Source organism: Streptomyces fractus (assembly GCF_049844455.1).
GTDB classification, from domain to species: Bacteria; Actinomycetota; Actinomycetes; order Streptomycetales; family Streptomycetaceae; genus Streptomyces; species Streptomyces fractus.
Map to the genome: position 1 here is coordinate 2,368,539 of NZ_JBMYHI010000002.1, position 11,605 is coordinate 2,380,143.

Below are 11,605 nucleotides of genomic sequence, written 5' to 3' on the forward strand. Positions count from 1 at the left end.
GCCGGGTCTGACAATCCGTGATCGGCGGCCCGCCCCCGCCGGGCCCCCGCGCCCCCGGCCGGGGACAATGACCATGAAACCGCACGCCCCCTAACGAACAGGTACGACCGTGGGTGATCTGCTTCTCGTCCGGCACGGCGAGACCGAATGGGCCCTGACCGGGCAGCACACCGGCCTCACCGACATCCCGCTCACCGACAACGGCCGGGAGGAGGCACGCCGCGTCGCGCCCCTGGTCGGCAGTTACCACGTGGGGGCCGTCTTCGTGAGCCCCCTCCAGCGGACCCGTGAGACCGCCGAGCTCGCCGGCCTCACGCGCTACACCGTCGACTCGGATCTGCACGAATGGGACTACGGCGCGTACGAAGGCGTCACCACCCGGGAGATCCAGCGCACCCGGCCCGACTGGTACCTGTTCGACGACGGGGTCCCGCCGGGGCCGCCCGAGCATCCCGGCGAGACGCCGGAGCAGGTCGGCGAGCGGGCCGACCGGATGCTGTCGAAGGTCGACGCGGCTCTCTCCAACAACGAGGGCAGCGTCGTCCTCGTCTCGCACGGCCACTTCCTGCGCGTCCTGACGGCGCGGCGCCTGGGCCTGCCGCCGTCGGGCGGCTCGCACTTCCTGCTGGCGACGGGCACGGTCAGCCGCCTCACCTTCGAGCACGGCAGACCGGTGATCTCCGGCTGGAACCTGCGGCCCTGAGCCCCGTCCGCCCCCTCGCCCCGGCCCGTTGTCAGACCCGTCCGGCACCATCGACTGGAGAACGGGAAAGAGCAGCCGAGGAAGCCCCGGACGGGAGGCACGCCATGACGAGACCGCCGACTGCCGCGCAGCGCCGCGTCATCGAGGCCGCCGACCCGGAGACCGGCCGGATCACCGGCAGCCCGGCGCTGCTCGCCCGACTGGTCGTGCTGAAGCTGGCGTTCCGGCATCCGCGTCCCCCGCACGACCACTTCCTGACCCCGGCGGGGCACCGCGTGCGCGAGGCCGAGGACGGGCCCCCGGCCGCCCAGCCGGCCGCCCAGCCACCCGGTGAACCGGCCGCGCCCGGTGGCCCGTTCGCCGCCCGGCTCGGCGGGGAGCGGGTGACCGACGCGGGACCCGCGCGTGCGCGTGAGGTGCGGACGGCGTGGCAGGGCCTGCTGGAGATACGCCGCATGACCAATCCCGACGGCTCGACGGACAGGCCGTGCGCCTGGGAGCGGAGCCGCCTCGCACCCTCCGCCGCGCTCGCGCTGGAGGCGGCGGGCCTCGCCCCCGCTGGCGAGGACACCCCCGGCTATCGCGTGCGCGACACCCCGCAGCCGGAGGCCGTCGCCGTACGGCATCCGGATCGGTCCGCGCTCGCGGCGTGCGGGGCGGCGCTGCACGAGGCGGGCTGGCAGGTGAGCGAGCACACGGAGACGCGCGGCGGGGCGCACTATCTGCTGGCGTCACCGAGACGGACGTGATGTCCGGTGCCCGGACCGGAATGCCGTACCCCGTCGGCCTGTTGACATGATCGGCACCACGCACCCCACCATCGAGAGGAACGTCGTGGCAGAGCAGTTTTCCGTACCGGTCGAGGTCCGTGGTTACGAGATCGATGTCAACGGACACCTCAACCAGGCTGTCTACCTGCAGTACGCGGAGCACGCCCGCTGGTCGTTCCTGCGCCACGCCGGCCTCGACGAGAGCCTTCTGCTCGGCTGCGGGGTGGGCCCCGTCGTCCTGGAGACGAACATCCGCTACCTGCGGGAGCTGCGCGCCGGCGACGTCGTCGACGTGAGCTGCGCCTTCGAGTTCGGCGACGGCAAGGTGTTCCGCGTCCACCAGACGATGCGCAGGGCCGACGGCTCGGTGGCGGCCGAGGTGTCCGCGGTGAGCGGCGTCATGGACCTGGCCGAGCGCAAGCTGGTGAAGGACCCGAGGGCGATCTTCAAGGAGCTGGCCTCGGACCCGTCCGTCTTCGGCCTCTGACCGGCGCCGACCACTCTCCCCGGCCATGGACCTCCACATCCGTTCCTACGGACACCCCGACGCGGTCTCGCTCAGCGACGCTGTGCAGGCGGAGTACCGGAAGCGCTTCGGTTACGACGACTTCACCGATCTGCACCCGGCGCACTTCGACCCGCCGCAGGGCCTGTTCCTCGTCGCGTACGACGCCGGGGAGCCGGTCGCCTGCGGCGGCTGGCGGGCCCAGGAGCGCGACGACGCGGGCTACGCGGACGGTGACGCCGAGCTGAAGCGGATGTTCGTCGTGGAGCGGGCGCGCGGCCGGGGCCTCGCACGCCGGATCCTGGCGGCACTCGAGGACAGCGCACGGGACGCGGGCCGTACCCGGATGGTCCTGGAGACGGGCATCCACCTGACCGAGGCGATGCGCCTGTACGAGGCCGACGGCTACCGCCCGACCCGTCCGTTCGGCCCGTTCCGCGCCTACGAGGACAGCCGCTTCTACGCCAAGTCCCTCACGGAACCGGGGTCTTCGGGCTCCTGACGGATCGGCACCTGGACCTGGTTGAAGCCGTAGTACAGCGCGAGGACGGCGTGGGCGGCGAGCGTCAGGGGCGCCGAGACGAAGGCGAGGGCCACCGTCGCCGGGTACCCGAGCGAGCCGAGGGCGAAGCGGGCCCGGGTGCCCCTGGCGCCCTCCGGGTCGACGCGCGGGTGGAAGAGGTGCCCGCTGCGGGTGAGGTGCCACCACAGGGCCTGGAAGGCCAGCGACATGGCGACCATCGTGAAGCTGTAGACGGCGGCCGCGGTGTGCGCGGCGGCGTCGTCGCTGCGCAGATACTCGGCGAGCAGCGCCGTGGGCCACGGCAGGGCCGCGACGATCATGAGCAACAGCAGGTTGAGGAACATCAGCGGCCGGTCGACGCGGATCACGTGGCTGAACACCTGGTGGTGGTTGACCCAGATGATGCCGATGACCAGGAAGCTGACGACGTAGGCCGCGTACGAGGGCCACTGCTGACCGAGCGCGCGCCACAGGCTCTCGCCGTGCTCGACGTGCGGCACCTCGACCTCCAGGATCAGGAGGGTGATGGCGATGGCGAAGACACCGTCGCTGAAGGCCTCCAGGCGCCCCGAGTCTCCGCTCCCCTGTCCCTTCGGCTCGTTCCGCTCCTTCATATCCCCCACCTCAGAGCCCAACTCGCCCTGCCCCGACCGTACTTGAGCAGGATGCGCACGCCAACGCCCGGCCGGCGTGCGAACGGTTCAGCCCCCTTGTCACCTTCCTCGAAGATCGCTACGGTCCGGTTCCACATCGCTTTCTACGCGCGTCAACTGAGAGGTCCGCCTGATGCACTTGCGCCACAAGTCCCTGCTCTCCGCCGCCTTCGTCACGCTGGCCCTCGCCGCGCCCGCCCACGCGGGCACCCCCACGCCCACCCCTGAACCCGGCGGCTGGCAGCAGGTCGGCGACGACGCCAAGTCCGGGGTCAGCGGTCTCGCGCTCACCGGCGGGACGTCGGCCGACGGCGCCACGGAGGCCCTCGTCGTCCACGACAACAAGAAGCCCGGCGAGCGGCGGATCAGCCGCGTCACCTTCCACCCGTCCGCACCGAAGGACACGAAGGTCACGCCGGTCGCATGGGACGGCATGGAGCCCAAGGACCTGGAGGCGATCGAGGCGGTGCCGGGCACGGACGGCGAGTTCATGGCGCTGGCCAGCAGGGGTCTCGTGTACCGGCTGCACGTCGACGGGGGCACCGCGCGGGTGCTCGACCTGGCCCCGCTGCCCGCGATCCCCGAGGGCGCGGACTTCGAGAGCTTCGCGCTCGGCACGTCGTCGCACGGGAGGACGGTCGCGGTGTGGGCGGACCGGGGCTCGGGCGCGGACCGCCCGGCGACGGTGTTCGCGGCGCCGCTCGAAGTCAACGAGTACGGGGAGTCCGAGTTCGGGAAGGTGAGCAAGGCCGAGTTCCGTGCGCCCTACCCGAAGGGGGATGTGCGGCACGTCTCCGACATCTCCGTCACCAAGTCCGGGCGCCTGATGGTGAGTTCGGTGTCCGACGCCGGGGACGACGGTCCTTTCGCCTCGTCGGTGAGCGAGGCGGGCCGGGTGTCGCTGAACGCGGCGGGCACCGGGGCGACGCTGCGGATCGGCGCGCCGCGGACCGCGCCCGCGACGTTCGACGGCCGCAAGATCGAGGCGGTGGAGTGCCTGCCGGGCGAGGGCGCGAACGGCCGGGCGCTGCTCGGCACGGACGACGAGAACCTCGGCGGGTACATCAAGTCGGCACGCGTGTGCGGCGGTTGAGACGCGGGCGGGGGTGGCGCCGCCGACCGCGTCACCCCCGCCGCGTCGCTCAGTGCGCTCCCGCGGCCGTCGCCTCGGTGCGCGGTTCCGCGATGTCGCCGCCCGACTCCATCGGATGCGTGACGTCGGCGGCGTCGCGCCCCTTGCCGATGTGGTTGAACAGCAGGTTCAGTACGACGGCCGCGACACAGCCCGTCGAGATGCCCGAGTCCAGGATGATCTTCGCGTTCTCCGGGAACGCGTGGTAGAAGTCCGGCACCGCGATGGGGATCAGGCCCACGGCGAGCGAGACGGCGACGATGAGGACGTTGTTGTCCTTGTCCAGGTTGGCCTTGACCAGGGTCTGGATGCCGCTGGCCGCGACCGAGCCGAACAGCACGACGCCCGCTCCGCCGAGCACCGGGCGCGGCACGACCGCGATCAGCGAGGCCGCCATCGGGCACAGGCCCATCAGGACGAGGAAGCCGCCGCCCGCCGCGACCACGAACCGGCTGCGGATCTTCGTCATCGCGACGAGGCCGATGTTCTGGGCGAACGCGCTGCACATGAAGCCGTTGAACAGCGGGCTGATGGCGGTGCCGAGGGTGTCGGCGCGCAGGCCGGCCGCGATGGTCTTCTCGTCGGCGGGACGGTCGACGATCTCACCGAGGGCGAGCATGTCGGCGGTCGACTCGGTCATCGAGACGACCATGACGACGCACAGCGAGACGATGGCCGCGCCGGCGAACTGCGGGGCGCCGAAGTGGAACGGGGTCGGGAAGCCGATGATGTCCGCGTCACCGACCGGCGAGAAGTCCGTGGCGCCGAACGGGATCGCGATCACCGTGCCGACGACCAGGCCGAGCAGCACCGCGATCTGCTTGACGAAGCCCGACGTGAAGCGGCGGATGATCAGCACGATCACGAGCGTGATGCCGGCGAGTGCCAGGTTCTTCAGCGAGCCGTAGTCCGGCGCCTTCGTGTCGGGTCCCTGCGCCCAGCCGAACGCGACCGGCATCAGCGAGACACCGATGAGCGTGATGACCGTGCCGGTGACGACCGGTGGGAAGAACCGGACCAGTTTGGAGAAGAAGGGTGCGGCTATGAAGCCGAGCACGCCCGCGACGATCACCGCGCCGAAGATGATCGGCAGCGCGTCGTCCTTGTCCTTCGTCGAGCCGACGACGGCGAGCATCGGGGCGACGCCCGCGAAGGTCACGCCGTTCACGAACGGCAGGCGGGCGCCGATCTTCCAGATGCCGAGCGTCTGAAGGAACGTCGCGAGGCCCGCCGTGAAGAGGCAGGCGCCGGTCAGGAACGTCAGATCCTTCGGGCTCAGGCCGATCGCGGCGCCGACGATGAGCGGGGGCGCGACCACGCCCGCGTACATCGCCGCCACGTGCTGGAGGCCGGTCGTCGCCATCTTCAGCGGTGGCAACTTCTCGTCGACCGGATGTTTGGTGTGCCCCGCGGATTCCTCGGCGGGGGTGGTGCCTTGCTTGGTGAACCTGGGCTTCGTCGCCACTGCGGCTCCTCCGGTTGTTTTCCAGCCCCGGCAGGCCGCCGGCGCTTTTCGCTTCTGGGAGGTGGTGCAAGGTGCAGGTCGTACTGGTGTTGCTGTCCCTGTATTCAGTTGTTGTGCGCCCAGGTATTACTGGCCGCCCCGGGGACGTGAGGCTTTGGGCCACGTCCCAGGGGCGGCACTCGAGCAGCCCGCTCGGCAGCTCGAGTCCCCGGCCAGGGGCCGTCCCCCCCGACCGGAGTCTCAAAAGGTCAGCTCTCGGCGGCAATCCGCGCGAGGCGCTGCGCCTCCTCCCGCGTGGAGCGGGCGATGGCGTCCTCGTCCACGTGCAGCAGGCGGCTGTTCTCGACCACCGGCTTGCCGTTCACGAGGGAGAGGGTGACCGGTGCGGCCGCGCCGAAGACGAGCGCGGTGACCGGGTCGGCGATCGATGCGTGGGCGAGGGTGTCCATCTTCCACAGCACCAGGTCGGCCAGCTTGCCCGTTTCGAGCGAGCCGATCTGGCTTGCCCGGCCCAGGACCTGTGCGCCTCCGTACGTCCCGAGGCGCAGCGCCTGACGCGCGTTCAGGGCCGCCTCGCGGTGTGCGCCGAGGCGGTTGATGAGGAGGGCGTTGCGCAGCTCGGTGTGCAGTTCGCCCGACTCGTTGGAGGCCGTGCCGTCGACGCCGAGGCCGACCGGCACGCCGGCCGCGAGCATGTCGGGGACGCGGGCGATTCCCGCCGCAAGGCGGGCATTTGAGGACGGGCAGTGCGCGACACCCGTCTTCGTACGGCCGAAGGCGGCGATGTCGGAGTCGTTCATGTGGACGCTGTGCGCCATCCACACGTCCTCGCCGAGCCAGCCCGTCGACTCGAAGTAGTCGGTCGGGCCCATGCCGAACAGCTCGTGGCAGAACTTCTCCTCCTCCACGGTCTCGCTGCCGTGGGTGTGCAGCCGCACGCCGAGCCGGCGCGCCAACTCGGCGCCCTCGCGCAGGAGTTCCGTAGAGACGGAGAAGGGAGAGCACGGCGCGACCGCCACCTGCGTCATCGCGTCGAAGGAGTCGTCGTGGTGCTTGCGCACCGTCTCCTCGGTCGCCGCGAGCGCGCCCTCCAGCGTCTCCACGGCGAAGTCCGGCGGCAGGCCGCCGTCCTTCTCGCTGCGGTCCATGGAGCCGCGCGCCAGGGTGAAGCGCACGCCCATCTCGGAGGCCGCCCGGATGATCGATCCGGACAGGTCCCCCGAGCCCTTCGGGAACACGTAGTGGTGGTCCATGGCGGTGGTGACACCGCCGCGGGCCATCATCGCGAGGGAGCCCTGCGCCGCCGCGTACGTCATCTGCTCGTCGATGCGCGCCCACGTCGGGTACAGCGCCACCAGCCAGTTGAACAGATTGTGGTCCGTCGCCAGGCCACGGGTGATCCACTGGTAGAAGTGGTGGTGCGTGTTGACGAGGCCGGGCGTGGCCAGGTGGCCGGTGCCGTCGATCCGGCGGACGACGTTGCCGAGTCCCTCGGGCGCGGGGCCCGCGCCGATGGACTCGATCTTGTTGTCCGCCACGACGATGTGGCCCGAGGCGTACTCGGTGTCGTGCGCGTCGACCGTCGCGATGGCGACGTTCTCGATGACGATGCGGTTTGCCGTGGCAGGAGCCATGGTGCTGCTTCCTTCAGTCGGTGTGACGTGTGGGCACGGCAGGACCCTAGGAAGATTTGAGTGCCGCGGCAGGTGCGCCACGGGTGCCGAGATGGTGGAAGAAGAGGTTCAGCGAGACGGCGACGAGCGCGCCCGCGCTGATTCCGGAGCCGAGCACGGTCTGCGCCCAGGCCGGGAAATCTGCGTAGAAGCTCGGTGCGGCGAGCGGGATGATGCCCGCGCCGAGCGAGACGGCCACCAGGATGATGTTGGAGCTGTCGTCGAGGCCCGCCTCGGAGAGCGTACGGATGCCGCTGACGGCGATCGAGCCGAACAGCACGATGCCCGCGCCGCCCAGGACCGGCATGGGGACCAGGGAGACGACCGCGCCGAGCATCGGGAAGATGCCGAGGATCAGGAGGGTGCCGCCCGCGACGGCGACGACGTAGCGGCTGCGCACCTTGGTCAGCGAGACGACGCCGACGTTCTGGGCGAACGCCGAGGTCGGCAGGCCGCCGAAGATCGGTCCGAGGAACGTGGCGATGCCGTCGGTGCGCAGGCCGCGCGTGATGGTCTTCCCGTCGGTCTCGCGCTCGCAGATCTCGCCGATGGCGAGCATGCCGGCGCTGGACTCGGTCATCAGGACGAGCATGACGAGGCAGAGCGAGATGATCGCGGCGGGCTGGAACTCGGGGGCGCCGAAGGCGAACGGCGTCGGGAGCGCGGCCACGGGCGCCGACCTCAGCGAGCTGAAGTCCGCCATGCCGAACGGGATCGCGGCGAGCGTGCCGACCAACATGCCGAAGAGCAGGGCGACTTGCTTGACGAAGCCCTTGCCGAAGCGCTGGATCAGCAGGATGACGACGAGCGTGAAGGCGGCGAGGGCGAGGTAGCGCATGTCGCCGTAGTCGGCGGCGGTCTTGTCGCCGCCCTGGGCCCAGCCGACGGGTACGGGCATCAGGGTCACCCCGATGAGGGTGATGACGACGCCGGTGACGAGCGGCGGGAAGAACCTCAGCAGCCGGCCGAAGAACGGGCCGATGGCGAGACAGAAGACGCCGGCCACCATGACCGCCCCGTAAATGGCGGGGAGTTGGTCGCCTTTGGCGTTCGTCTCGGCGATGGCGAGCATCGGTGCGATGCCCGCGGAGGACGCGGCGTTGACGAAGGGCAGCCGGTTGCCGACGAAGCCCTTGACGCCGAGGGTCTGGAGCAGCGTGGCCACACCGGCGATGAGCAGCGACGCGGCGATCAGCCGGGTCTGGCCCGCGGCGTCGAGGTGGACGGCCTGGCCGATGATGAGCGGCGGGGTGACGACGCCGGCGTACATGGCGGCGATGTGCTGGAGTGCCGCGGGCGCGAGCCGCGACGGGTGGAGCTTCTCGTCCACCGGGTGCACCTGCGATGCGGTGCTCTCCGATGGGGTGGAACACGGGCCCTCGGCTTCAGCCGGCCCCTTTGCTGGCACTGCCATTGCTTTATGTTCCCTCCGGGTGCTGCGCGCCCCCGCCTACTGCGGGTGGGAAGGGGCGCGCTGCCGCGTCAACTACGCACAAAGCGTCAGAGGTTGGTCATGTCGACCGGGATGCGCTGGTCCGCGCCGTCCCTCAGGATGGTGGCCTCGATCAGGCCGTAGGGGCGGTCGGCGGCCCAGTACACGGCGCCGTCCTTCGCCTCGTTCTCCAGGCCGAAGGCCGAGAGGTCCTGCCGGAAGTGGTGCTTGTTCGGCGCGGAGAAGCGGATCTCGTCGATCTCGCTGCGGTTGTTGATGACGCGCGAACCCATCTGGAAGAGGGTCTGCTGCAGCGACAGCGAGTACGTCTCGACGAACGCCTGGAGGATGTGCTTCTTCGACTGCTCGTAGGACTTGTTCCAGTTGGGCGTGCGCTCGCCCTCCTCGCCCGTCCAGTTGTGCCGCCACCAGGTGGACAGCGACGTCGCGAGGATGCGGTCGTAGTCCTCCTGGAGCGTCGTGTACTTGTCCTTGATGTAGCCCCAGAACTCGGAGTTCGTGGTGTTCATCACGGTCAAGTCCTTGAGCCCGCTGAGGACTTCGAACTTCTGGCCGTCGTACGTGATCTGTACGAGGCGCGTCTCCTGGCCCTTGCGGACGAAGGAGTGCTTGACCTCGTCGGCGCCGATGAACTTGGAGCCCGCGTCGGAGCCGGCGATGCGCTCCCACGAGTACTCCTCGATGCGGATGCGCGCCCGGTGGATCGACGGCTGGCTCTCGACGAAGTGCCGGGCCAGCTCGATGCCGTACTGCTCCGCCGACTCGATGCCGTGTTCCTTGGCGAAGGCGAAGCAGGTGTTCTTGGTGGTGTCCGTCGGCAGGCAGTTGGCGTTCGACCCGGTGAGGTGCACGTCGTCGAGGTCACCGCTGAGGGCGACCGAGACGTTCAGGTCCTTGATGTGGTGGGTGTCGCCGTCCCGCGTGATCTTTACGACTCGGTTCTCGGCCTTGCCGTACTGGTTGTGTCCCAGGATCGTGGGCATGTCTGCTAGCTCCCTCGGTAAACGGAGTAGCCGAACGGGTTGAGCAGCAGCGGCACGTGGTAGTGCTCGCCCGGCGTGACGGCGAACGTGATCGCCACCTCCGGGAAGAACGCTCCGGTCGTGTCGCTGTCCCGATTCGCGGGGGCGTCCTGCTGCGCATCGGCTTGCTGGTTGGCGGACTTCTTCGAGAAGTACGCCTCGGTCTCGAAGTCGAGGCGTACGTGGGTGGTGCCCTCCGGCAGCGCCGGCAGGTCCTTGCAACGCCCGTCCGCGTCGGTGGCGCTGCCGCCGAGCGCCTGCCACTCGGCGTCCGAACCGGCGCGTACCGCAAGGGAGATGGCGACGCCCTCGGCGGGGCGTCCGATGCTGGTGTCCAGAATGTGCGTGGACACCGATGCCGTGGTCTCGGTGCTCATCAGGCGTTCGCTTCCTGTTCTTACGGGGCTTCTACGATGCGGGTGAGGCGGATGCGGTTGATCTTGCCCAGTTCGGTGCGGACGATCTCCCGCTCCTGCTCGGCGGTGTGGCCGATCCGCGTCCTGAGCGCATCGAGCATCTGCTCCGCGGTGGCGCCGGTGGCGCAGATGAGGAAGACATGGCCGAACTTCTCCTGGTAGGCCAGGTTGAGTTCGAGCATCTCCTCCTTGAGCTCCTCGGAGGCGCCCACCATGCCGCGCTGCTCGCGCGACGACGTCGGGTCGCCGGGCTTCGGGCGGCCGATCGGCGGGTGCCCCGCCATCGCCTCGGCGAGGTCGTCGGCGGTCAGCTCCGCCATCGCGGCGTCACTGGCGGTGAAGAGGGACTCCGCGGAAGCGAAGGGGCGCTGGGCGAGAAGCTTGCTCCCCCACGCCGATGAAGCACACACCTCGTGGAGCTCGGCCTGGGCCGCGCTCTCGTCCGAGGCGTTGAACCGGGTCAGCCCCCGGTAAGTGGCTGCGCTACCTGAAGTCACGGCTAAGCCTTCCGTGGCCTTGTGCTGGACGGGCTGCAGATAGCTAACGCCCCCGGAAACACCACGTCAACACTTTGTTGAAAACTCGGAGTTACAAAAAACCGCCGTCCGGATATCGGACGGCGGCGTGGAGGCGCACGGCAAGCTCGGTATAGTCCCAGGTCAGGGGGTCTTGTCCCGGTTGAGATAGTTGTAGACGGTGAAGCGGGAAACGCCGAGGGCGCCGGCCACGGTCTCCACACCGTGCCGCACGGAGAACGCTCCGCGGGCCTCCAGGAGCCGTACGACCTCCTGCTTCTGCCTGCGGTCGAGCGCGGACAGCGGCATCCCCTTGGTGCGCTCCATGGCGGCCAGGATGTGGTCGAGCGAGTCCGCCAACTGGGGCAGGCGCACGGCCACGACATCGGCGCCCTGCCACGCGAGCACGACGTCGTCGGGGCCCGCGCCGTCCGGCGGCACCATCTCCCCGCCCATGGCGTCGACCAGTGGCTTCACCGCCGTGATGAAGGCGTCCCCGGTGTCGTTCACGCGTCGTCACCCTTCCCCTTGGGGTCCCCCACCACGTTGACCTGCAACGAGATTCGCGTCGCCCCGCTCTCGAGGCTGCTGCGCAGCAGGGCGTCGACCGCGGTCAGCACCTCGTCCGCGCCGCCCTCCGCCGTGTTGCCGAACGGCCCCACGTCGACCTCGTCGAGATCGGCCGCCTCGATGACCCGGCGTGCCGCGAGGGCGTGCTCGGGCGCCTCCTCCAGGTCGAAGGGCTCCGTCGTGAACTCCACTCTCAATCGCACGC

The 11,605-nt window shown here is 70.0% G+C and carries 14 protein-coding genes; 5 read left to right on the forward strand and 9 right to left on the reverse strand.

The window, feature by feature from the left end; all coding sequences use genetic code 11:
- Positions 1-109: 109 nt before the first annotated feature.
- The 4 genes from ACP4E5_RS12625 (at position 110) to ACP4E5_RS12640 (ending at position 2,480) form a co-directional block, all read left to right on the forward strand.
- Entirely contained in the window at positions 110-703 is a 594-nt protein-coding gene (locus tag ACP4E5_RS12625) for a histidine phosphatase family protein (protein WP_425828039.1), read from the forward strand.
- A gap of 104 nt (positions 704-807) precedes the next feature.
- Positions 808-1,452, forward strand: coding sequence for a hypothetical protein (locus tag ACP4E5_RS12630; RefSeq protein ID WP_425828041.1), 645 nt, complete (start codon positions 808-810; stop codon positions 1,450-1,452).
- An 85-nt stretch (positions 1,453-1,537) separates the two neighbouring features.
- Positions 1,538-1,960, forward strand: coding sequence for an acyl-CoA thioesterase (locus tag ACP4E5_RS12635; RefSeq protein ID WP_425828043.1), 423 nt, complete (start codon positions 1,538-1,540; stop codon positions 1,958-1,960).
- A 25-nt stretch (positions 1,961-1,985) separates the two neighbouring features.
- The gene (locus tag ACP4E5_RS12640) at positions 1,986-2,480 is read left to right on the forward strand and encodes a GNAT family N-acetyltransferase (RefSeq protein ID WP_425828045.1); all 495 of its coding nucleotides are present in this window, start codon (positions 1,986-1,988) and stop codon (positions 2,478-2,480) included.
- On the opposite strand, the gene ACP4E5_RS12645 is transcribed toward ACP4E5_RS12640, so the two are convergent.
- A complete protein-coding gene (locus ACP4E5_RS12645; protein ID WP_425828047.1) occupies positions 2,438-3,115 on the reverse strand; it encodes a TMEM175 family protein in 678 nt (225 codons plus the stop codon). The two genes, ACP4E5_RS12640 and ACP4E5_RS12645, sit on opposite strands and share 43 nt — an antisense overlap.
- Positions 3,116-3,287: 172 nt before the next feature.
- Between ACP4E5_RS12645 and ACP4E5_RS12650 the strand changes: the two genes are divergently transcribed.
- Entirely contained in the window at positions 3,288-4,247 is a 960-nt protein-coding gene (locus ACP4E5_RS12650; RefSeq protein ID WP_425828049.1) for a hypothetical protein, read from the forward strand.
- A gap of 49 nt (positions 4,248-4,296) precedes the next feature.
- On the opposite strand, the gene ACP4E5_RS12655 is transcribed toward ACP4E5_RS12650, so the two are convergent.
- The 8 genes from ACP4E5_RS12655 to ACP4E5_RS12690 form a co-directional block, all read right to left on the reverse strand.
- Positions 4,297-5,649 (reverse strand): nucleobase:cation symporter-2 family protein, encoded by a 1,353-nt coding sequence (locus tag ACP4E5_RS12655; RefSeq protein ID WP_425841248.1) that lies wholly within the window; start codon positions 5,647-5,649, stop codon positions 4,297-4,299.
- Between the two features lie 350 nt (positions 5,650-5,999).
- Entirely contained in the window at positions 6,000-7,385 is a 1,386-nt protein-coding gene (locus tag ACP4E5_RS12660; RefSeq protein ID WP_425828051.1) for an 8-oxoguanine deaminase, read from the reverse strand.
- A 46-nt stretch (positions 7,386-7,431) separates the two neighbouring features.
- Complete coding sequence (locus tag ACP4E5_RS12665; protein WP_425828053.1) at positions 7,432-8,838, reverse strand: nucleobase:cation symporter-2 family protein; 1,407 nt, start codon at positions 8,836-8,838, stop codon at positions 7,432-7,434.
- A gap of 86 nt (positions 8,839-8,924) precedes the next feature.
- Positions 8,925-9,860 (reverse strand): factor-independent urate hydroxylase, encoded by a 936-nt coding sequence (gene pucL, locus ACP4E5_RS12670; protein WP_425828055.1) that lies wholly within the window; start codon positions 9,858-9,860, stop codon positions 8,925-8,927.
- 5 nt (positions 9,861-9,865) lie between these two features.
- Entirely contained in the window at positions 9,866-10,276 is a 411-nt protein-coding gene (gene uraH / locus ACP4E5_RS12675) for a hydroxyisourate hydrolase (protein ID WP_425828057.1), read from the reverse strand.
- A gap of 20 nt (positions 10,277-10,296) precedes the next feature.
- Positions 10,297-10,812 (reverse strand): 2-oxo-4-hydroxy-4-carboxy-5-ureidoimidazoline decarboxylase, encoded by a 516-nt coding sequence (uraD, locus tag ACP4E5_RS12680; RefSeq protein WP_425828059.1) that lies wholly within the window; start codon positions 10,810-10,812, stop codon positions 10,297-10,299.
- A gap of 162 nt (positions 10,813-10,974) precedes the next feature.
- The gene (locus tag ACP4E5_RS12685) at positions 10,975-11,286 is read right to left on the reverse strand and encodes a helix-turn-helix domain-containing protein (protein WP_425841251.1); all 312 of its coding nucleotides are present in this window, start codon (positions 11,284-11,286) and stop codon (positions 10,975-10,977) included.
- A 50-nt stretch (positions 11,287-11,336) separates the two neighbouring features.
- The gene (locus ACP4E5_RS12690; RefSeq protein WP_425828061.1) at positions 11,337-11,603 is read right to left on the reverse strand and encodes a hypothetical protein; all 267 of its coding nucleotides are present in this window, start codon (positions 11,601-11,603) and stop codon (positions 11,337-11,339) included.
- Positions 11,604-11,605 lie beyond the last annotated feature (2 nt).

What these genes read in the sequence shown, in the direction of transcription:
- ACP4E5_RS12630 (WP_425828041.1), top strand. Translation starts at nt 808, where the DNA reads ATGACGAGACCGCCGACTGCCGCGCAGCGCCGCGTCATCGAGGCCGCC.
- ACP4E5_RS12640 (WP_425828045.1), top strand. Translation starts at nt 1,986, where the DNA reads ATGGACCTCCACATCCGTTCCTACGGACACCCCGACGCGGTCTCGCTC.
- ACP4E5_RS12645 (WP_425828047.1), bottom strand. Translation starts at nt 3,115, where the DNA reads ATGAAGGAGCGGAACGAGCCGAAGGGACAGGGGAGCGGAGACTCGGGG.
- ACP4E5_RS12650 (WP_425828049.1), top strand. Translation starts at nt 3,288, where the DNA reads ATGCACTTGCGCCACAAGTCCCTGCTCTCCGCCGCCTTCGTCACGCTG.
- ACP4E5_RS12655 (WP_425841248.1), bottom strand. Translation starts at nt 5,649, where the DNA reads ATGGCGACGACCGGCCTCCAGCACGTGGCGGCGATGTACGCGGGCGTG.
- ACP4E5_RS12660 (WP_425828051.1), bottom strand. Translation starts at nt 7,385, where the DNA reads ATGGCTCCTGCCACGGCAAACCGCATCGTCATCGAGAACGTCGCCATC.
- ACP4E5_RS12665 (WP_425828053.1), bottom strand. Translation starts at nt 8,838, where the DNA reads ATGGCAGTGCCAGCAAAGGGGCCGGCTGAAGCCGAGGGCCCGTGTTCC.
- pucL (WP_425828055.1), bottom strand. Translation starts at nt 9,860, where the DNA reads ATGCCCACGATCCTGGGACACAACCAGTACGGCAAGGCCGAGAACCGA.
- uraH (WP_425828057.1), bottom strand. Translation starts at nt 10,276, where the DNA reads ATGAGCACCGAGACCACGGCATCGGTGTCCACGCACATTCTGGACACC.
- ACP4E5_RS12685 (WP_425841251.1), bottom strand. Translation starts at nt 11,286, where the DNA reads ATGGGCGGGGAGATGGTGCCGCCGGACGGCGCGGGCCCCGACGACGTC.